Annotated in this window: 16 protein-coding genes; 3 read left to right on the forward strand and 13 right to left on the reverse strand. The window is 65.2% G+C overall.

The annotated features are described in order from the left end of the window. Positions 1–70: 70 nt before the first annotated feature. The 8 genes from PRZ03_RS15425 to PRZ03_RS15460 form a co-directional block, all read right to left on the reverse strand. Positions 71–589, reverse strand: coding sequence for a GAF domain-containing protein (locus tag PRZ03_RS15425; RefSeq protein WP_273601151.1), 519 nt, complete (start codon positions 587–589; stop codon positions 71–73). Continuing rightward, positions 586–1,944 carry a glycosyltransferase gene (locus PRZ03_RS15430; RefSeq protein WP_273601153.1) on the reverse strand — a complete coding sequence of 453 codons (1,359 nt, stop codon included), beginning with the start codon at positions 1,942–1,944 and terminating at the stop codon, positions 586–588. The genes PRZ03_RS15425 and PRZ03_RS15430 overlap by 4 nt, the downstream gene beginning before the upstream one ends. Continuing rightward, positions 1,941–2,525 carry an acyltransferase gene (locus tag PRZ03_RS15435; protein WP_273601154.1) on the reverse strand — a complete coding sequence of 195 codons (585 nt, stop codon included), beginning with the start codon at positions 2,523–2,525 and terminating at the stop codon, positions 1,941–1,943. Before PRZ03_RS15435 ends, PRZ03_RS15430 begins: the two co-directional genes overlap by 4 nt. Further along, the gene (locus tag PRZ03_RS15440; RefSeq protein ID WP_273601155.1) at positions 2,525–3,541 is read right to left on the reverse strand and encodes a glycosyltransferase family 2 protein; all 1,017 of its coding nucleotides are present in this window, start codon (positions 3,539–3,541) and stop codon (positions 2,525–2,527) included. The genes PRZ03_RS15435 and PRZ03_RS15440 overlap by 1 nt, the downstream gene beginning before the upstream one ends. Further along, a complete protein-coding gene (locus PRZ03_RS15445) occupies positions 3,538–4,596 on the reverse strand; it encodes a glycosyltransferase family 4 protein (protein WP_273601156.1) in 1,059 nt (352 codons plus the stop codon). Before PRZ03_RS15445 ends, PRZ03_RS15440 begins: the two co-directional genes overlap by 4 nt. A 125-nt stretch (positions 4,597–4,721) precedes the next feature. Beyond that, the gene (locus PRZ03_RS15450) at positions 4,722–6,971 is read right to left on the reverse strand and encodes a SpoIIE family protein phosphatase (RefSeq protein ID WP_273601157.1); all 2,250 of its coding nucleotides are present in this window, start codon (positions 6,969–6,971) and stop codon (positions 4,722–4,724) included. 52 nt (positions 6,972–7,023) lie between these two features. Continuing rightward, the gene (locus PRZ03_RS15455) at positions 7,024–8,019 is read right to left on the reverse strand and encodes an SLBB domain-containing protein (protein WP_273601158.1); all 996 of its coding nucleotides are present in this window, start codon (positions 8,017–8,019) and stop codon (positions 7,024–7,026) included. Beyond that, positions 8,016–9,662, reverse strand: coding sequence for a lipopolysaccharide biosynthesis protein (locus PRZ03_RS15460; protein ID WP_273601159.1), 1,647 nt, complete (start codon positions 9,660–9,662; stop codon positions 8,016–8,018). Before PRZ03_RS15460 ends, PRZ03_RS15455 begins: the two co-directional genes overlap by 4 nt. A 93-nt stretch (positions 9,663–9,755) precedes the next feature. Between PRZ03_RS15460 and PRZ03_RS15465 the strand changes: the two genes are divergently transcribed. The 3 genes from PRZ03_RS15465 to PRZ03_RS15475 all read left to right on the forward strand — a co-directional run bounded on the left by PRZ03_RS15465 (position 9,756) and on the right by PRZ03_RS15475 (position 13,489). After that, positions 9,756–11,117: an O-antigen ligase family protein gene (locus PRZ03_RS15465; protein WP_273601160.1), complete on the forward strand. Its 1,362-nt coding sequence runs from the start codon at positions 9,756–9,758 to the stop codon at positions 11,115–11,117. Between the two features lie 93 nt (positions 11,118–11,210). Beyond that, the gene (locus PRZ03_RS15470; protein WP_273601161.1) at positions 11,211–12,950 is read left to right on the forward strand and encodes an LruC domain-containing protein; all 1,740 of its coding nucleotides are present in this window, start codon (positions 11,211–11,213) and stop codon (positions 12,948–12,950) included. Between the two features lie 35 nt (positions 12,951–12,985). Then, a complete protein-coding gene (locus tag PRZ03_RS15475) occupies positions 12,986–13,489 on the forward strand; it encodes a hypothetical protein (RefSeq protein ID WP_273601162.1) in 504 nt (167 codons plus the stop codon). Between the two features lie 117 nt (positions 13,490–13,606). Here the strand turns inward: PRZ03_RS15475 and PRZ03_RS15480 are convergent, their stop codons facing one another. The 5 genes from PRZ03_RS15480 to PRZ03_RS15500 form a co-directional block, all read right to left on the reverse strand. Further along, positions 13,607–15,751, reverse strand: a complete 2,145-nt coding sequence (locus PRZ03_RS15480; protein ID WP_273601163.1) for a hypothetical protein — start codon at positions 15,749–15,751, stop codon at positions 13,607–13,609. Next, complete coding sequence (locus PRZ03_RS15485; RefSeq protein WP_273601164.1) at positions 15,748–16,989, reverse strand: glycosyltransferase; 1,242 nt, start codon at positions 16,987–16,989, stop codon at positions 15,748–15,750. The genes PRZ03_RS15480 and PRZ03_RS15485 overlap by 4 nt, the downstream gene beginning before the upstream one ends. A 105-nt stretch (positions 16,990–17,094) precedes the next feature. Further along, positions 17,095–18,336: a glycosyltransferase gene (locus tag PRZ03_RS15490; RefSeq protein ID WP_273601165.1), complete on the reverse strand. Its 1,242-nt coding sequence runs from the start codon at positions 18,334–18,336 to the stop codon at positions 17,095–17,097. Then, the gene (locus PRZ03_RS15495) at positions 18,333–19,442 is read right to left on the reverse strand and encodes an acyltransferase family protein (RefSeq protein WP_273601166.1); all 1,110 of its coding nucleotides are present in this window, start codon (positions 19,440–19,442) and stop codon (positions 18,333–18,335) included. The genes PRZ03_RS15490 and PRZ03_RS15495 overlap by 4 nt, the downstream gene beginning before the upstream one ends. A gap of 34 nt (positions 19,443–19,476) precedes the next feature. Beyond that, complete coding sequence (locus PRZ03_RS15500; RefSeq protein ID WP_273601167.1) at positions 19,477–20,127, reverse strand: class I SAM-dependent methyltransferase; 651 nt, start codon at positions 20,125–20,127, stop codon at positions 19,477–19,479. Positions 20,128–20,134 lie beyond the last annotated feature (7 nt).

The raw sequence follows: 20,134 nt of genomic DNA on the forward strand, positions 1-20,134 counted from the left end.
GACTCGATTACAAGGGCAGCGGGCTTTGGAGTTGTGGCAAGACTGCAAACCCTGCCTCTGCAGCTGTGGTTCAGCCCTTCATCAGGGCCTCGATGGCCCGCGCGCAACGTTCCAGGATCTTCTGCTCCTCACGGCTGAACTCGCGCACCCGGCGGTCCAGTACGCACAGCGTGCCCAGCGGTTGGCCTTGCTCGCCAAAGATCGGCGCCCCCAGATAGGCACGGATATGAGGTTCGCCGGTGACCAGCGGATTGCCACCAAAGCGCGGGTCAACCCATGTGTCCACCACCCGCAGCACATGGCCTTGCGCCACCACATGGCCGCAAAAGGAAATGTCGCGCGGTGTCTCGGTGGCCGTTATGCCAAAACGCGCCAGAAACCATTGCCTATGCTCGTCCACCAAAGACACCAAGGCCATCGGTGCGCCCAGCAATTGGGCGACCGAGGCGGTCACTCGGTCGAATGAGGCCTTGGGCGCTTGATCGAGCCAGCCGCCGCGCCTCAGAACCTCCAAACGATCCAGCTCATCCTCGGGCAACGGCGCGGACTGCATGCTCAAGCGTCGCTCGGTGGGTGGCTTTTCGGTCATGGCCTAGTCTCACATGCAAGCTGGGGATGGGACACGGTCTGCTCATTCAAAATGCTGCGGTACAGCGACTCTGCGGTGTCCAGTTTGGCGGCCCAGCTGTGCTGGGTCAAGACTCGCTGGCGGCCGCGTTCGCCCTTGGCTTGTGCCAGCTGTGGCGAGGCATGGGCCTCTTTCAATGCGGCCATCAAACCGGTGACGGCTTGCGCCGCGTCGCCCATCGCGACGCGCCAGCCGACCTCGGCATCGACGATTTCGGCCGGGCCACCAAAGTTCATGCCGATGACGGGGCGTGCGCAGGCCATCGCCTCCAGCAGCACCGCGCCGCCAGACTCGCGCACCGAAGGCAGGCAAAAAACCTGGCAGCGGCGCATCGCGGCGGCCACTTCGGCGGCCGCCTGCGCGCCGCGCCATTTGACCTGGGCCTTGATGCCCAGCGCTTCGGCTTCGGCCTGCCATGGTGCCCGCATCGGCCCGTCCCCGACTACTTCCAGCTCGACCACGGTGCCGGCCGTGCGCAGCCTTGCCATCGCTTGCAACAACAAGGGCAAGGCCTTGACGGCGACCAGGCGGCCGACAAAGCAGACCCGCAGCGGGCCAGAAGCATCCGGCCGCTCTGATCGCTCTGATCGCTCTGATCGTTCTGATTGGCCTTGGGGTTCGGCCGTGAAGCATTGGGGATCGACACCGTTTTCCAGCATCTTGATGGCGCGAGCTTGAAGACCTGCGGGCAGCGCCGCCCGAGTCGCCGCAGTGGCCACCAACAGCGTCCGGCTGTTGCGCAAGGACCCCCATAGAGCCTCCAGCAAGCGCGGAAACAGGCGCAGCCGGCTCAAGCCCATCGCATCGTCTTTGAGTACCGTCTCGAAGCCGGCCGGCATCGGCAGACCGCAATTGAGCGGCCCGCGCACCAGCGGCAAGCCCAGCCGGTGCAAGCGGGTGGGCGCCGATACCGTCACCGGCGTCACCAGATGCAGCAATTGCCACGCTTGGCCGGCTTGGCCGGCGGCCTGCGTCCGCATGAGCTTCTTGAGTTGGCGCAGCGCCAGCGCATCGAACAGGAACCAGTCCAGCTGCGAGAGCATGAAGACCGCATGTTCGCTGCGTGGGAATAATCGCTTAGCCATTTGGTACAAGGGGCCGGCGAACCATTCGGTGTCGATATAGATGATGCTCGCTTGCGTCGGCAAGGGCGGCGCGGCCTCGATGGCGGCGCGGTTGCGCACATGGGTGACCAAGGTGGCCGGGCGGCGTTTGGCCATGCCGCTGAACCATTGCCAGCCGATCTGCGACACCGAGCCCAAGCCGGGGCCGCATTGGTAGGCCACCATCAGCAAGGGGGCAGCGGCGGCGTTCATGCCACCTCCACCTGGCGAAGCGGCAAGGGCCGGGCCGGCACGCCGCCGACGCGCTCGCCGGCCGCCACGTCTCGGTTGACCACCGCGTTGGCGGCGACCACCGCGCCGTCGCCAATGCTGACGCCGGCCAGCACCACCGCACCGCGACCGATCCAGACCTCGCGCCCGATGGTGATTGGCGCCGCGAGGTGGCCGCTGTCGCGGAGCGGCCCTTGGCCGCGCGAGTGGTTGGCATCCCGCAGGCTGGCGTATTCGCCAATCATGCTGCCGGTGCCGATGCTGAGCCCGGCATAGGCAACTAGATGCACGCCGCGTGACAGCACCACGCGGTCGCCGATGCTGATGTGGCCGGCGTCGCGGGTCTCCCAATATTGGCCCGGGTAGAGATAGAGCTGCCGGCCCAGCTTGATGCGGCGCGTGCCGTGCAGCTCCACCGCCCCCAAGCTGACCACCGAGGGGTCGACTGCGGGCCCCAAGGCGGCGCGCAGGCGCGCATAAGACCACAGCCGCAGGCAGGCCGGCCCGAGCAGATTGAACAGCCGCGCCAAGGGCAAGAGCAGCCCGCTCAACAGCGCCTTCATCACATCACCTGCTTGTATTCGATCAGGCTGGGCGCTTGCCGCCTGCGCTGCAAACGCCACCAGCGCCATTGCCCCAGCAAGATGGGCAATTGCTGCAAATGGGAATGCGCGGCATAACACCAAGCCAGCATGGCGCTCTGTGGGCATTTCCAGCGGCAGCGCTGGGCGGAGCGGCGCAGCAGCAGCAGGCTGACGAAGATCCAGGCCAGGCCCAGCCAAGGCAGCGTTGCCAGGCTCAGGGCAAGCAGCAGCGGCCAGACCAGCAAGGCCGCCGCGTGGCGCTGGTTGCGCCGCACCTCGGCCGCCCAGAGCGGGTCGGCCGTGCGCCGATAGCGCGCCGCGACCTGCGCGTAGGCGAGGCCGGCGCGTTCGGCCCGCAGCCACCAGGCGCGCAGCGTGGTGATGGCCAGATCATGCCGGGTCATCGGCGTGTCGAGATGCTCGATCTGCCAGCCGAGTTCGCGCAGGCGCCGGCATAGCTCGGGCTCCTCGCCGGCGATCAGCTGGTCGTCGAAGCCGCCAACGGCGGCCAGCGCGTCGCGCCGTACCAGTGCATCACCGCCGAAATAGGGCACGCGCCCGGCGGCAAAAATCCAGTCCAGGTCAAGCACCCGGGTGTAGATCGACTGCTGCGGTTCAATCTCCCGCCGGTGGCCCCAGACGGCCGCCACGCAGGGGTCGCTCAGCGAGGGCAAAGCCTGTGCAAGAAAGCCGGGCTCTAGCAAGGTGTCTCCGTCGAGGAACAGCACCAAGCGGCCCTTGGCAGCGCGCCAGCCGATATTGCGGCCGGCCGCTGCGCAGGGTTTGGCGTCGCCCAGCCCATAGACCTCGGCGCCCATGCTGCGCGCCTTGGCCGGGCTGCCGTCGCGGGAGTGCGAGTCCACATAGATCAGCTCGCGGCGCAGTCCTAACCAGTCGGCTGCGTGAATAGAGCCCAGGCAGGCTTGCAGGCGGGCGCCCTCGTTGCGGCCAATCACGACCACGGAGATATCAATCGACCGGTCATCGGCGTTCATGCGGCACCTCGCAAAAGTTGCACATAGCGTGGCAGCAAGCGCTGCGGGTTGAAGTCCTGTTCCAGCGAGCGGCGGCCTGCGCTGGCGCGCCGATTCAACTCAGTCGCGCTGACTCGGCTCAGCTGCAGCAGGCGCTGCCCGAGCGCGACGGCATCGTTGGCGTTGAAATGCCAGCCGTTGTCGGCATGCCGCACGATCTCGGCGGCGCCGCCGCTATTGGGCACGAGCACCGGCACGCCTGCCTCGAAGGCTTCCAGCAGAACCAGGCCGAAAGGCTCCTCCGGGCAGGTGTGCAGCAGCAAGTCGGCAGCGGCCAGGGCCTGCGCAGCGTCGGCCACGAAGCCGTGCAGATGGACATTGGGGTGCTTGCGGGCGCGCTGGCGCAGCAGCTCGGCCTCTTCGCCGGAACCATAGATATCGAAGCGAAGACCAGCGAGTTCGGGCGTTCGGTCGAGCGCGTCCAGCAGCAGCCCGACCCGCTTGATGCGGTCAAGCCGCGTCAGCATCAGCACGCGGCGCAAGCCGTCTTGTTCAAAGCGAGCCCGTCTGATGGGCGCGCCCTGGGCCGCCACCGGCGGCGGCAAGAAGTTGTGAATCACCTGGATGCGCGCGGCCGGCACGCCATGCGCGAGCAGGCGCTGGCGCACAAAGTCCGACACCGCCACCTGCTGAACTTGCAGACCGGCGAGTAGCCGCTTGCGCCCGTAACTCAGCAACTCGTCGGTGCCGCCATGGACCATGTGCAGATGCGCGCCGCGGCCGCCGCACAAGCGCTGCAGCGAGCGGCCGGCGATGGCCTGCCAGACGCCCGTCGTCAACAAGGCGCTGTCCGGGTGCTTGAGCAAATGCCGCAGCAAGATGATCAGCATCGCCCAGCGACTCTGGGCCAACTGGCTGGGCAGGCCGGCGGCGCGGGCGGCTTGATGCACGGGGCCCGGCGGGGCGATCAGCAGGCCGTCAAATTGCCCGCGCAGCGCCTCCAGCGTGGCCAGTGCCATGCGCTCGGTGCCGAACAATTGCCCGCTGTGCAGGATGTAGGCCAGTTTGGGCAGCATGGGAAGCCTCTTCGCGTGATGTGCAGGCCTTCATTTGAGCGCTGTCGCCCCGCGCAGTTGTCACAGCATTGCAAACAGTCGGGTTTCAGATTCCCGTCTCAGGCCTGCAGGCACTAATGCAGGCACTAATGCAAGCGCTTGTGCAGACGCAAGGTGTTGACGCCGTCGACATGCAGGTACTCAACCCGGTCACTGGCGCCGCGAATGATGGACAGACCGAAGCCCCCCTCGGGGAATTCTCCAAAATCGGTCTCGGGCAACTCCTCTGGTGGCTCAAAGCAGTCCCCCAGATAGACCAGGTCCAGCAGCAACTCGCCGCTTTCTTGGCTGACCATGATTTCCGCCCTGGCCTCGGGCAACAGGCCGCGCGCATGGCGCACGACATTGGTGAAGGCCTCGACGCAGGCGACTTCCAACAAGCCCGCCGCGACTTCTTCGATGCCGCTGGACAAGGCCTGCGCCAGCACGAACTCCCTCAGCGGGCGCAGCGAAGCCAGCGCCAAGGGCAGCTCGATCCGTGCGCAAGCGAGAGCCCCGCTTTGCGGCTGGTTCTTCACCACCACCATCGTCACATCGTCTTGCATTTGCACCGAGGGGCCCAGCAAGTCGCGACGCAGCGTGTTCAAGACCGCAGCGGGGGTCTGATGCAGGGCGACTTGACGCAGCAGCGCGGCATGCATGCGCTGATGCCCGACCCGCTCACCATCGGCGCGCATGGCGTCGGTGACCCCATCCGAATACATGAAGAGCACATCACCCGGGCCGAGCGGGCGCTCGTCTTGCACATAGTCGGCAGCATCCAACACGCCCAGCGGCGGATGTTGATTGGGCAACGCATGCGAGCCCCCATCACGGCCTACGAGTAGGGTTTCCTCATGCCCGCAACCCACCCAGGTCACGGTCTGGCGCTCGGTATCGATGCGCAAATAGCACAGCGTGACGAAAGCATCCAGGCTTTGCAGCGCCGGGGTCATGGCACGGTGCACGGCCGCCACCACAGCGGCAGGGCGGGGCAGATCACCCGGCGTGCGGGCATGTGTGAGTAACTCGGCAATCGAGCGGCTGAACTGCAGCTTGGCGCCGGCCCCCATCATGGCCGCGGCCAGGCCCTTGCCCATCACATCGCCGGCGATCAGATCGACGCAATGCTCGCCCATCTGTATCACTTCGACGAAGTCGCCATCTATGCCTTGCGAGGCCTGGCTGAAACTACTGATTTGCAGGCCCTGCAATTGCGCGGGCGTCGGCGTCATCAGCAGGGTTTGCTGAATGCGGGCTCCAACCTGCAGCTCGCGTTGACGCGCCGCCGCCAGCTCGGCCTCGACGCGCCGCCTGGCCGTGATGTCCTGGATGGCGCCGCTCAGTCGCACCGGTCTGCCGTCTTGCATATCGGCGCGGCTCACCGCGCGCACCCATAGCTTGCGACCTTTGGCGGTGATCAGCGGCAGCTCCAGATCGAAACCTTCTCCGCGCGCAATGCTCAGTTGCATCGCCTGGCGCAGCTGCGCCTGCGCCTCGGGCGCAAAGAACTCGATCGCTTCTTGCAGCGTTGGTTGCTGGCCGGGCTCCAGGTCATGGATGCGCAGCGTCTCCTCGGTCCAGCGCAAGTCATGTGACTGCACATCGAACTCCCAGCCGCCTACGCCGCCGATGCGCCCGGTCTTGTCGAGCAAGTCGCGGCTGGCTCGCAATGCTTGCTCGCTCTTGATCCGCTCGCTGATATCGCGCAATGTGGCGGTGAAAATTTCGCCCGCCTCGGTCTTCACCGGCACGATGGTCAACTCGACCGGGATGTGACGCCCGTCCGCGCACAAGGCCTCGACTTCGATGCGCCGGTTCAGCAGCGTGGAAACGCCGCTTAGGCGATAGCGATGCAAACCGGCTTGGTGCGCTGCGCGGTGTTGCGCGGGGATCAGGAAATCATGCATCGGTCGGCCCAGCACCTCGGATTCGGCATAACCGAACATGCGCTCGGCGGCCGCATTGAAGTCCAGCAGCAGGCCGTTTGCGTCGATGCTGACGATGCCGTCGAGCGAGCTCTGCATCAGCGCCAGCTTGCGACCAGCGCTGGTACGGGTGGCGGTTTCGGCCCGTAAGAGCTCGCCCCGCATCTTCTCCTTGCTGAGCAGGGCGCGGCGCAGTGCGATGGTGCCGGCCGCCAAGGCCAGGCAGGTCATGGACATGAAGGCCAGCAGCTGCGGGCCGATGCGCTGCACCTCTTGAACGCTCTGCTGAACGCTCAACGCATAGATTTCATAGGCCATGAAGGCGGCGGTCAAGGCGCCGACCAAGCCCGTGATCAGCCAGGCCAATAGCAGCAGTTGCCGCAGGCGCGGTAGGCTCGGCTTCTTGGTCTGGGCGCTGCGGTTTTCCATGCTCAGGGTGACAAAGCGAGGGTCGAATGATCTTGCACAAACTCTGACGACATCAGTTGGCGAGGGCCAGGCCCAGGGTCAGGAAGGACAAACCGGCCGAGAGCTGACGCGTAACATAACCGAACTCTGCGATGCCGCTCTTGGGAACAAAGATGACATCGCCTTCCTCGAGCGAGTAATTGACCCTGCTGCTGCCGTCGATCAGCGTTTGCAGATTGATGACTTCGACCTCCTTGCGGGCCGGGCGGTAGATGCCGATTTGCTTGGGTTGCGCATCTTCGTTGGGGCCGCCGGCCGTGGCCAAGGCATCCAGGACCGACATATCGGGGGTCAAGCGATAGGCACCGGGGCGATGGACGGCACCCAGCACATAGACCATGGTGTCGGCGGAGTCGGGGATGTAGATCAGGTCGCCTGGTTTCATGCGGAGATTCAAGCGCACATCGCCGCCGTTGAGCAGGCGCTTCAAGTCGATCCAGATCAGCTTGTCGCGGCCCCGGATGATGGCGCAACGGGTCAGCGTGGCCTGCTTGTCGATGACGGGCAAGGAGCCGGCTTTGGCCAAGGCCTCGAGCAGCGTGGGCATTTGGTCAAAACTGAGCAAGCCCGGGTTGGCCACCCGGCCCAGCACGGTCAAGCGATTCGAGGTGTATTGCTCGACGGTGAACTGAACCTGCGGCGCCATGTAGAAGCGGTCGAGCTGGCGGCCCGCCAGCAGGGCCGCCTCTTCACGCGTCAGCAGGCCGACCTTGGCCGGGCCTGCCAGGGGCAGGGTGATGACCCCGTCCGGTCCGACCACATGGCGCCCCGTCAACTCGGGTCGACCCCAGACCTGCATGGACAAGATGTCGCCCGAACCGAGTCGGTAAACCGGATCTATCGGGCCCTCCAACTCGGCCAGCGATTCGGGCGCGGGAAAGTCCACCGACTTGTCGACCGCTTTGAACGGCGGGCTGCGCTCCAGCGTTGATGGCGCTTGCGTGCTGGAACAAGCTTGCAGCAAGAGGGTGGCTGCCAGGCAGAGCAAGGCGGTGAGGGGCGTTTTCATGCGGGTCTCCAGAGGCGTTTTGGCAGGCAGCGCCGGGCCATTGCGCGGCGCTCTGTCGCATTGAGCAAGAGCGTGCTCAGCAGCATGAGTACGGCCAAGGTCCAAAGCAAGAAGGCCATGACCAGGCCTAGCAGCAGCTGCAGGCGCTGGGCTTGCGCGGCCAGGCCTTGGCTCAAGAGCTGTTCGAGCATGTAGGCCAAGGCATAAGCCAAGGCATAGGCCAGCAGCGTGGGCAGCAGTACTTGCCGCGCCAGGTCGACCCATCGGCCCTGCAAGTTGCGGTGCGCCCAGGCCAGAAAAACCAAGGCGGCCGCACATTGCGCCAGGCACAGGGCAAGGGCCAGCGGCATCAACTGGACTCCCGGCGCCGGCTGGTCAGTAAAAAAAAGGCAGCAGGCGATTGCGACGGCCAGCGCGGCCAGCCGCAAGCCGTGGTAGCGAAAGTCAGGGCCTAACTCGCCTCGCCCACGTGCCACGGCGGTGGCCGGGCCGGTCAGCATATGGGCATGCAGGCCGATGGTCAGCCACAACATCAGTGGGGCAACCAGGGCGGAAGCTTCGCCTTGGCCTAACCACGCATGCACCAGCGGCTGCGCGAACAGGGCCAAAAATGGCATCACCCAGGCCAGGCTCGCCACACTTAGGCGGCTGGCATCCTCATACACCCGGCGCAGACCTGCGCGAGCCTGCGCGGAGTCGCTCGCGTCATGCCGGGCGGCTGCGGACACCGCTACCCCGCTGACGCTGGCGGTGGCGGCCGAGGCCGTCACCGGCAGCTTGGATGCCAGGTCGAACAAGGCGGCGGCCTGCGGGCCAATCAGGCTGCCCGCCAGCAAGCGATCGATCGACTGCAGCCCGGTGGCCATCAAGCCCGACAACTGCATGCCTGCACCATAGGCGAAGAACTGCTTCAACAAGGCCGGCTCAAACAGCTGAGGCGACAGGCGCAGACCCGGCAAGGCCCGGCAGGCCAGCCAGGCATTGGCCAGGGCCGAGAACAGGTAGCGCCCCGCAAAGGCAGCCAGCAAGGCGCGCACTCCCCAGCCCAAGCGCAGGAACAAGACGATCAGCACCGCTTCGACGACAAATGCCGCCACCCAGACACGCTGTTCCTGGCGCAGCCGCCCCACCGCATGCAAGACATTGGCAAAGGCGCCCAAGCTCATATCGGCCAGGAAAACCGCCAGCGCGCCGAGCCAGAGATCCCGCGCCAGCTCGCGTTGCTCGGCGGCCACCTTGAACAAGTCCAGCAAATGCGGCAGGGCCAGATACAGGCCGAGCAAGAGCAGCAGCGCCAGGCTGCCCATCGCCAGCATGCCGGTCGACAGCAGGCGGCCGATGGCCGCCAGATCGCCACGCTGATGGTGCAGGGCGGTCTGGCGCAAATAGATCAAGGAGAAGCCCGAGGCGCACATACCGATATAGCTGACCAATACGAAGCAGGTGGACCACAGACCGTAGTCGGCCAGGCCCATGTGTTGCAAGGCCAAAGGGGGCAGAGCCACGCGGGTCGCCGCGTAGAGCAGCTTGGCGCCCATGCCGAAGCACATATCGCCGATGCTGCTGGCTTGAGGCTCTGCTGCCGATAGTGGCTCTGCTGGCGCTGATGGCGCGGAAGGCGTGGCGGTTTTCATGACTTGCATTGGGCACGCCGCACTGTGGCCAAGCTTGGCAGGACTGTGAACAATGGGCTCCGGCGACTAGGCAAGCCGGGTCAGCGCCGGGACACTGTCAGCATGAGCATGATTGTCTATCTCGCCTTGATCGCCTCCGCCGTGGTGGCCTTGCGTCTCGGGCCGGGGCAGGCGCTGTTGCGGGTCTATTTGCCGGTCTTGCTGCTCTTGCCCGATGCCTACCGCGCGATCACGCCGGGTCTGCCCGACCCAAGCTTCCCGCAGGCCGCCATCTTGCCCATCGTCTTGTTGGCCCTGCTGCGTTATGGGCGCGGCTGGCGCATGGTCTGGATGGACGGCTTGATGCTGGTGTTCGCCGTTTGGGTCGCCTACTCGGACTACATCGGGCGCGGCTATGCCGACGCGCAGAACCTGATGTTCGCGATGATCAGTTCGGTGTTTGCGCCCTATGTGGTGGGCCGCCTGGTGGTGGCGGCCGAGCAGTTGGACGTGGCTTTGGGCCGGCGCTTCGTGATCCTGGTTTTCGGCGTGGCTGTGGTGGGGCTGTGGGAGTTCCGTTTTGGCTTCAACCCCTTTCTGGCGATCTTGAATCCCTTCTTTCCCGGCCAGGCTGACGGGTGGGTGACGACGTTTCGGCATGGCGTGGCGCGCGTCGCCGGACCCTATTCCCATGCCATTCTGGCCGGCATCATGATGGCCATCGCCTATCGTTTGCAGCGCTGGCTGCATGAAGCGGGCTTGTGGGAGGCACGCTTTGCCGGCTTGCCTTGGCTCACTTGGCCGAAGGCGCGCGTGATCACCGGGGTGCTCTTGCTCGGCCTCTTGATGACGGTGGCGCGCGGCCCCTGGCTAGGCGCGCTGATTGGCGGCGGCCTCGCCATGGTCGGCCAGGCCAGCAACCGTCCGCGTGCGCTGTGGATCAGTGCGATGCTGGTCGCCGTCGGCGCGCTGGCGGGCGCGGTTTTCTTGGGCGACTATCTGGATATCAAGCCCGGGGCCACCATCACCGCCAGCCAAGAGTCGGCGCTCTACCGCAAGATCCTGTTTGAAAAATACCTGGACATTGCGCTCGACCACGCCTGGTTCGGCTGGGGGGTGACGACTTGGCCCAAGGTGCTGGGCATGGAGTCCATCGACAACTACTTCTTGCTGCTGTCCCTGATGCACGGTGTGCCGGCGATGCTGATGCTGGTGCTGATGCTCTTGGGCGCCAGCGTGCAGTGCGTGCGCCGCGGCCTTGCGGAGCCGCCCAATAGCGGCAGCCCGGCCTTCGCCTTCGCCGGCATCTTTGTCACGATTTTTGTCTCGCTGGGCACCGTCTTTCTTGGGGGGCAGGTCTTGCCGGTGCTGTTTTTGATGCTGGGCTGGTCACAGGGCTGGTTGCAGCAGGGCGCTGCGGTCTTGCCTCACCCTTTGGTCAGGGCTGCTGTCGAGCAGGCAGAGTTCCGCCGCATCATTCAGTGATGTTTGAGTCGGGCTGCGCTGTTCACGTTTCTGCCACAACTCCTTCGGACGGCCGCGTTTCAATCGAGTCATCCCCAATCAAGGATGAACGCCATGGAGCTTCGCACACCTCTCAAGTTCGTTGCAGCCGCCACCGCGGTCGGTCTGCTGAGCGCTTACACCAGCGTTGGCGGCCTGATCAACTGGGTCTACTTCGGCACGCCGCTGAGCAACCTGCACTACAACACCTCGACCGGCGGGCCGACCATTCAGGAGTATTCGCGCTTGTTGCCGGCGGAGCTGCCGCCCATGCCGGCCGACCTGCTGAGCAAGGTGCGCTACACCTTGCCCGAGGGCCGCGATATCCGGCTCAATGCGCAGGGTCTGATCCCCGACAGCGATGACAAGACCAATGTGCGTTTCACCGAGAACGCCGAGGTCTGGGTGACCTTCGTGACCGAGGGGGCGGGCTACCGCAACAGTGTCGGCTACTTTGTCTACGACCCGCTCAATCCGCCGACCCGGCCCTCACAGGTGCAGGAGAAGATCATCTTCGTCAACGCCTCGACCAGTACACCGCTGGACTCGGTCGGCACCTATCAAAACACGGTCAAGCTGGGCAGCTTCACTGCCGGCCAGGCGCTGGGCTTTGTGATCATCTCGGACGGCTTCTCGGCCAGCGGCCGGCTCTTGAACGGCGTGCGGACCAGTGGCGTCAAGGACAACGCCAACCCAGCCTGGATCTTCTACACCCTGCGCCAGCTGAATCCGGAAGCCTCGAGCGCGCAGAACCTGAATGTGCACACGGTGATGCTGAAGGATGCGTCCGATGCGAGTGAGGGCTATCAACGGCTGGTAATCGGCTTCGAAGATATCAACCGCGAGACCGGGGGTGACCATGATTTCAATGATGTGGTGCTGGCCGTGCATGTGACGCCGCGCCGCGCGATCCAGAATCTGACGACTTTGCAGCAGCTGGTCTCGGCCACCGATCTGGACAGCGACGGCGACGGAGTCAAGGATGCGCTGGATGAGTTCCCCAACGACGCGACGCGTGCCTTCAGCCGCTATTACCCCGGCGCCGACAGCTGGGGCACGCTGGCCTATGAGGACCAATGGCCGCAGCGCGGCGACTACGACATGAACGATGTGGTGCTGCGCTACCGCACGCGTGAAATCATGAACGCGGCACGCCAGGTGGTGGCGCTTGATGTCGACTACCGGCTGGAGGCACGCGGCGGCATCAATGCCAGCGGCTTTGGCCTGCATCTGCCTGGCATAGCCCGTGGCGCGGTGGCCTCGGCCACGCTCAGCAGCGGTGGCGGCGCAGCGCTTGCGCTGAGCCCGGAACAAGGGCAAACCGAGGCCAGCTTTATCGTGTTCGCGTCCAACCAGGCACCTATGCCTTTGCCGACCTTGGCCAACTGCGGCTTTGCCAATACCCAAAAGGGCTGCCCGGTGACGCCGGCGGTGCCCTTCAAACTGTCGGTGAATTTCGCTCAGCCCTTGGCCTCGACATTGTTCGCTTCGCCTTACAACCCCTTTATCTTCAGCGCGGCGGCGCGCGGCAAGGAGATCCACCTCCCCGGCAAGGCGCCGACGGCGCTGGCCGACGCGAGCTGGTTTGGCCAGGGGCTGGACCGCACGGTGCGCAATACCAGCTTCACCTATATGGACGCACAGCGGCGCCCCTGGGCGCTGGATCTGCCGGTCGCCTGGGTCTGGCCGGCGGAGTTGAACGATCTCCTGACCTGCTATCCACGCTTTGCCGACTGGGCTACGAGCGCCGGTGTCAATGCACGTGACTGGTACGTCAGTGGGCAGATTTCATCCTGCCTGTACTCGGCCAACTGAAACTAATTATTAACTTCTACGGTCTGGAGTTTGTCATGAGAAGTTCAATTTATTGCCCTTTCGCGGCTTTGTTGCTGACCTTGCAGGCCTGTGGAGGCGGGGGGGGCGGTGCTGCCGAGACGGTCGCCGCCGTGCCGGTCGCAGTCGCTCCGGCGTCCGCGCCCGACACAACGGTAAGGTCCAGCGGTATGGCCGGGCTGCTTCCGGCGGCCGGCATGACGTGGGCCACCGATCAAAACTTGAACTTGCGTCTGACGGTGCGCGATGCGGCTGGAAAGCCGGCAGCCGGCGCCGCAGTGCGGGTATTCACCTTGTCTCGCCTCAGCCCTCAGGACGGAAGCGCTCTGGAGGAACCGGTGCCCATGTCTTTGCTGGACAGTGGCGCAACGGACTCATTGGGCATACTTGATTGGGTCTTGCGTCTGCCCGCTCATCAGACGGACTTGCTCTTGGTGGCGACTGCGGGGCCTACCCTGGGCCAAGTGGTCATAAAGGCCAGTGCGGCGACCCTCAGCGCCGACTTGGCCTTGAGTCCGTGATGGCGCAATGGCTTGCTAGTGCAAGCACGAAATAGCGACGTCAAAGGACGTAAAGCGAGCGGTCGGCACTTGAAGGCGCAAGCGTGGTCAAGCGGCATCGGCCAAATGGCCACCGATTTAAATTTGGGCGCTCAGCCAGCCGTGGGCGGGCACGCTGAGTTCGAGTCGGCCCCGCTTGCATGCGCTTGTTTGGCCGCTGCCGGCGGCGCTGTTTACCCGCAGCGGCGCCAGGCAGGGTAGGATCAAGCGCAAGGGCCGCGCGGCCGAGTTGGTGATGATCCAGCGCCGCCCGTCGGCAAAGGCCAAAGCGGTGATTTCCGGGCAGGCCTGCCCCCGGCAAGCCACCGCATGAGCGCTGCCGCCGACCAGCTGGTTGATGGCCTGCAAGGCTTGGCCGGTGGGCCGCCATTGCGCGGCTTGACTCAAGTCGCGGGTGATGCCGAAGAGCTCGACCAGTCCGCGCTGCTGGCCTGTACCGGCCGTGCCAGCAAAATAGGTGTCAAAGCCGCTCAAAGAATAGACCGCCTGCCGCCGTACGCCGAGCAGGGCCGCCTGCAGCAAACGCCGCACTAGCGCCGTGCCCGCCGCCGGATCGGCCAGCACGGCGTTGCGCTGTGCGCCGCTGGCATTGCCGCCGGTGGTGTGGAAGTTGACTTCGTATACATCGACCGAGCGCTGGCGGGCCGCCGCTATTCTGAGCGCGGATTGCAAGGGCTCGGCGTCTTCATGCAGCAGCTGAGGCAAGATCTGTGCGAGGGTTTGGGCGCTGTCTTGTTCGTAGTGGAAATAGGGGGCCACCGCGACGCCCTCGCTGTGGCGGCTGAGCTTGAGCAAGTCGGCGGCCGTGGCCGGGTTGACGTATTGGCTGCCGATCACCCGGTGCAGCGCCACGGCCGGCCCGGCGCCTTGCTTGAGTGCCGCAAACACGCGGTCGGCGACCTCGGCCAGGGTCGCTGCCTTGGCAATGCCGGCCGGGAGAAAAATGCTGTTCCAGTGCTCGTTGCCATGTTCGACGACGATCTCGTCGAAGCCATATTGGCGCTGGCTTTCCGCCAGTAGGCGACCCAGACTAAGTGCCTCGTCCGGGCTGCTGGTGCTGGGCAAGACCAGCCAGGGCCGAGCGCCGATCAAGCCGCAAAGGCGCAGAAATTCGGGGATGGAATAGGCAAACAACTGCTCATTCGGCCCCGGCCTGTAGCGCGTCGGGTGGCGCGCCAAGGGCTCGGCCAGCCGGTTGCTCAGGCTGTCGCCCAACTGCCCCTGCCAGTCGCGCAGATAGCCGGGCCTGAGCTGCTGCAAGGTGTCGATCAGCTCGGCGCGAAAGGCGCTCTGAGCCAGGTGATTGACCTGGAGAGCAAGCTTGGGGGCAAGCTCGATGTCATCCAGCAAGACCTGACCCCGTGCTATCTGCAGCGTCAGTTGCAGTGGCCCGACCGGGCCCTTGTCGTCGCCGTCGAAGTCGAATTGATGCCGCTGCCACTGCGGGCCGGGGCTGAACTCCTGCTGCAGCCAGTTGCTCCGGCCTTGGCGACCAAAACTCAGCCGTAAATTGCTGGGCGAACTGCCTGGAGCGCGGGCCCAGAAACTCAGCGTCCAGCGGCCATTGATGGGCAGCAGCTTGCCCGCTCTGGCGCCCAGCGCGTCGAGGTGATGGAACAGCGCGGCAGGCTGACTGCTGCTGGCAATCAGATGCAGCGCGCGTTGGCCGGGGCTGCCGGGACGCGGCTCGGCCACCGAGCGGACCAGACCCAGGGTCCACCACAGCGGCGCAGGAAGGCGATCCTGCTGACCTTGCAGCGACAGCACATCGCCGGGCTTCAATCCCGCGGGTAGCGGCTCAAGTTGCAGCAAGTCGCCACGAACGCGATCGCTTGCGGCAGGGGGCTGATTGTCCAAAACCCGGCCGTGCTGGCCGGCCGCCGCGCCGCTGAGCACCTCGAAGTTCGCGCCGGCCCAGAAGCCGGCGGCCCGCGCCGTCCAGCGGCTCTCGTCTTGCACGCCGTCCGCCAACACCCGGCCGACGATCAGCAAGGCGCCGTCGTGGCCCAGCTCCAGCCCCGGGTTTTGCAAGACATTGCGGATCAGTTGATCGGCACCCCAGACATTGCGGGCACCCAGGTTGACGCCAAAGCGCGGCAGCTCGCCTAGCGCGTGGGCGACCGACAACTCCAGCAAGGGCGGCTCGGTTGCTGCGCCACTCGCCATCGTCGTGGCCAGGCACAGCAGACCTAGCAGCCCGAGCGGCCCTGAGCGGCGATTCATGGCAGGTATTCTTTGATCAACTCGCTGCGATGGCGAAACACCGCCTCATCCGAGAACGCCTGGCCGCAGCGCAAGGCGTCTTGACTCATTTGCTGCCGCTGCGTCGGCGCCAGCAACTGCTGGCCCAGCAAGACGGACAGCGCCTGAGCATCACCGAGGGGCACAAACCGCCCGCCGCCGGGGCAGCCCGCCACCAGGTCTTGTGCGTAGGGGCTGGCATAGCCGAGCAAGGGCAGGCCCGACATCAAGGCCTCGATCAGGCAACGGGGTGATTCCGGCGTCAGATGGCAGAACAAAAACACATCCAGCTCGCGCAGAAAGCCCAGCACCTTTTGCCGGTTAGCCTCATTGCCGGGGAAGTGGATATGGTCTTGCAGGCCCAACTCCGCCACGCGCTCGCGTGCGGCTTCCAGCAAGGGGCCGTCGCCCAGCCAGGTGGCATTGATTCGGTGGCCGCTGGGGGCGTTGCGAATCGCGCTGGCCACCGCGTCTATCCATTGCATGGGGCCCTTCATCGAATGCACCCGGCCGGCATAACCCACCTGCAAGGTCTTGTCGGCGCGGGCAAAGCGGCGCTGCAGCCGGGCGGGGTCGATGATGTCGCCGCGCTTGAGGTGGATGTCATGCACGATGTGGGCCTGGCGGCAAAAAGGCGCGTAGGCCTGGTGCACCGAATTGCCATGGAACAGACCGAGTGCTGCGTTGCGCACCGCGCGCAGGCTGTTGCGCTTGAGCATGCTCAGCTTGAGCCGCCCGAAGGCCTGGCGGGCCAGGCCACCCGGCTCGGCGTCGGGCATCTCGTGCAGCACCCAGTCTAGCCAGACGGCGTAAGCGCGTTGCGCGCGCAGGGCTTCATCGGCGGCGATATTGCCCCAGCTGCCCAGCCAGCCCAGGTTCGAGAAACACAGATAGCGGTGCTCCGGGATCAGCCGGCGGAACAACTTGACCACGGTGGCTTGGTGCTTGAAATGCTGTGCCGGGTGATAGCCCCAGGGCAGCGGATGCAGGGTCAGTCGCCCGCCGGCCAGCAAGTCGCTGACGGGCAGCCAAGTCATCGCCCCTTCGGCCGAATCGTTGGCCTCGTCTGGCAGCAAAGGCGCGCACAGGCTGATGCGATCAAAGTTTTCAAGCCATCGGGCAATCCCGTTATGGGCTTGCGCTTCGACATGAAGCGCACCGTTGATTTGCTTGAAGGGCACCGGCAATTCGAGCAAGAGGCTGGATTGGGTAGCTTTCATTTCAGACCTTTCGAGGTGACAGGCAAGCTTGGGGCAGGGCGCTGACAAGCAGCAGACACAGCAGGCACAGCAGGCACAGCAGCCCCGGCAGCTTGGCGAGGCGATTCATGGCAGATATTCCTTGATCAGCTGGCTGCGATGCTGGAACACCGCTTCGTCGGAAAAATGCTGGCCGCAGGTGCGCGCGTCCATGGCCATCTGGCGGCGCTGGTTCGGCCGAGCCAGAAGCCGGCCCAGCAGGTGAGCGAGGGCCGCGCTGTCGCCGATATCAACGAACTGAGCAGCGCTGGGGCAGTCGGCGACCAAGTCGCTGGCATAGGGGCTGGCGTAGCCCAGCAGCGGCGTGCCGGACATCAAGGCCTCGATCAGGCAACGCGGTGACTCCGGCGTCAGGTGGCAGAACAGGAAGATGTCGAGGCCGCGCAGAAATTCCAGCACCCGGCTGCGCTCGGTCTCGGCACCCGGAAAGTGGATTTGCTCTTGTCGGCCCAACTCGATCACCCGCTGGCGGGCTTGCTCCAGCAGCGGGCCGTCTCCGATCCAGGTGGCCTCGATGATTTGGCCGGGGACGGCCGCGCGGATGGCGCCGTCCACCGCAGCGATCCATTGCAGCGGGCCCTTCATCGGATGCAGGCGCCCGGCATAGCCGATGCGCAGCAGGCCGTCGGCGCGAGTCAGTCTTTGCTGCAGTTGCGTCGGGCTGATGATGTCGGTGCGTTTGAGATGGATGTTATGCACCAGCTCGGCTTGAACGCAATGCGGCGCATAGGCCTGGTGCACCGAGCGGCCGTGGAACAGACCCAGCGAGGCATTGCGCACCGCCCGCAGGCTGTTGCGCTTGAGCATGCCCAGCTTGATGCGCCCGAACGCCTGCTTGGCCGTGCCACCGGGCTTGCTGGCGGGCATTTCATGCAGCACCCAGTCGAGCCAGATGGCATAGGCGCGCCCCGCAGACTGGGCCAGATCGGCGGCGATATTGCCCCAGCTGCCCAGCCACCCGAGGTTGGCAAAGCACAGATAGCGATGCTGCGGAATCAGACGTTGAAACAGCTGGCGGACATGGCGTCTTTGCTTGAAGTGATCAAGCGGGTGATAACCCCAGGGCAGGGTTTGCAGGTTCAGCCGGCCGTCGCTCAACAGGTCGGTGACCGGCAACCAGCTGAGCGAACCGTCGATCAGGTCATGCTCGTCATCCGGCAGCAATGGTGCACACAGCGTGATGCGATCGAAATTATCGAGCCAGCGGCTGATGCCGTTGTGGGCCTGGGCCTCGACATGCAGAACCCCACCTATGCGCTTGAAGGGCACGGGCAATTCGAGCAGCAGGCTGTTGATGGCGGTGTTCATTTCAGACCTCTCAACAGGGTGAAGCCTTGCGAGCTCAATTTGGCCGGACGGTTGATGCGGTGGATCAGCCGGGCACCCAGCCCGATGCCGGGTCGCTCGATCGCCAGGCCCAGCAAGCGCGCCGCGCCATAGGACAAGAGCGTGACCAGGCCGAGTGCGAGCAAATAGGCGAGCTCGCCTTGCAATGGATGGACGGACTGCAGTGCATGCAAGCCATGCCAGGCGAACAGGATATGGATGATGTAGACGCCATAGGAGGCGCGGCCCAATGCAAGCAGCGCAGCCGGCAAGCGGCTCCACTTGCTGCAGAGCTGGCCGAGCGCCGCAAAGCCCAGCCCGGCCGTCATCGGCAACAGGGCAAAGGCCAAGGCCAAGCCGCTGCGCCAGAGCAACGCCGTTGCTGTGAAGGCCAGTCCTGCAATCAAGTATTCCAGCGCGGGATTAGGCATCAATTGGCTTGCGGCACCGCGCTGCCACTCGAACCAGCTCAGGCCGATCAGAAAGACCGCGATCTGATTGATCGGGTGAAAGTAGGCCGGGCTGTTGTTGCCAACGCTGCCGGCCTGCCAGAACAGATTCAGACCGCAGGCAATCGCCACCAGCAGCGGGCCGGTCCAGCGACCCAGCGTGGGAAGCAAGCGCCTGTGCAGGGCTAACAAGGCCGGGAAGAGCAGATAGAACACCATCTCGACGCCGATCGACCAGCCGCCCGGCACGACCGAGTTCTGCGCCGCCGGCACCAGGCCATGCACAAAGAAGACATTGGCCCCGATATTCGCCCAGCTGTAGGGCGAGCCCGTCTGTTGGTCGGCCAAGAGCAGGTCGAGAGCAAAGAACAAGGCAATGGCGAACCAGTAAAGCGGTGCGATGCGGAAGAAGCGGCGCAGCAAGAAGGACAGCAGGGGGCGTGGCTCGCTGCCCCGGCGCTGCTGCCACGACAAGCACAGCGTGTAGGCTGAGGCGACAAAAAACAGCTGCACCCCCATCTGCCCAAAACTGGCCAGCGCCCGTATGGGGCCGGACAAGCCCGGCACTTGCAAGGCGACATGATTGGCCAGCACCATCAGAATAGCGAGGCCGCGCATCGCATCGATCCAGGGCAGCATGGTGGGCTCCTTGTCTAGGCCTGAGCTGGGCTTGTCAGGCCGCGCTGCGGGTGCCGCGCAGCAGATGCTGGCTGATGAAGAGCGGCGCTAGCAGCCCGCCGGTGAACAGATTGCGCCAGAAGTCACGGTCCCCCCGGCGCAGGCCGGTGCTGGCCTCGGCCGTGACCCGAAAGCCAGCGTGCTCCAGCAACTCCAGCGCGCCCTGGCGGCTGAAGAAACGCAGATGGGTGCGGTCCATGATGCCGGCCTCCTGGTATTCGAAGCGCCCGGCCAGCAGCAGTGGCAGCACGACCCGGTGGTTTCGCACGTTAGGCAGGCTGACGATGACGGTGCCGCCGGGCCGCACCAGGCCGCGCAACTGCTGCATCACGACCCAGGGGTCGACCAGATGTTCGAGCACATCCAGGCACAGCACCAGATCAAAGCTCTCGGGCGGCAGCTGCGTCAACAAGGCCTCGGCCGGGCCTTCCAGCACCTGGTCGACGCGAGCGCGCGCCACGCTCGCGGCCTGCGCCATCGGCTCGATGCCTGTGGTGTGGTCGGCGCGGCCGCTTTCTTTCAGCCAGTTCAGTGTGGCGCCGGCCGCGCAGCCGATTTCCAGCACGCGCTCGGCGCGGCTCGGCAACAGCGCCTCGATGTCGCGCCGCACGAAGTTGAAATACCAGGGCTGTTTGTCTTCATACATGGCCGTC

Source organism: Roseateles albus, assembly GCF_028595345.1.
GTDB lineage: Bacteria > Pseudomonadota > Gammaproteobacteria > Burkholderiales > Burkholderiaceae_C > Paucibacter_A > Paucibacter_A albus.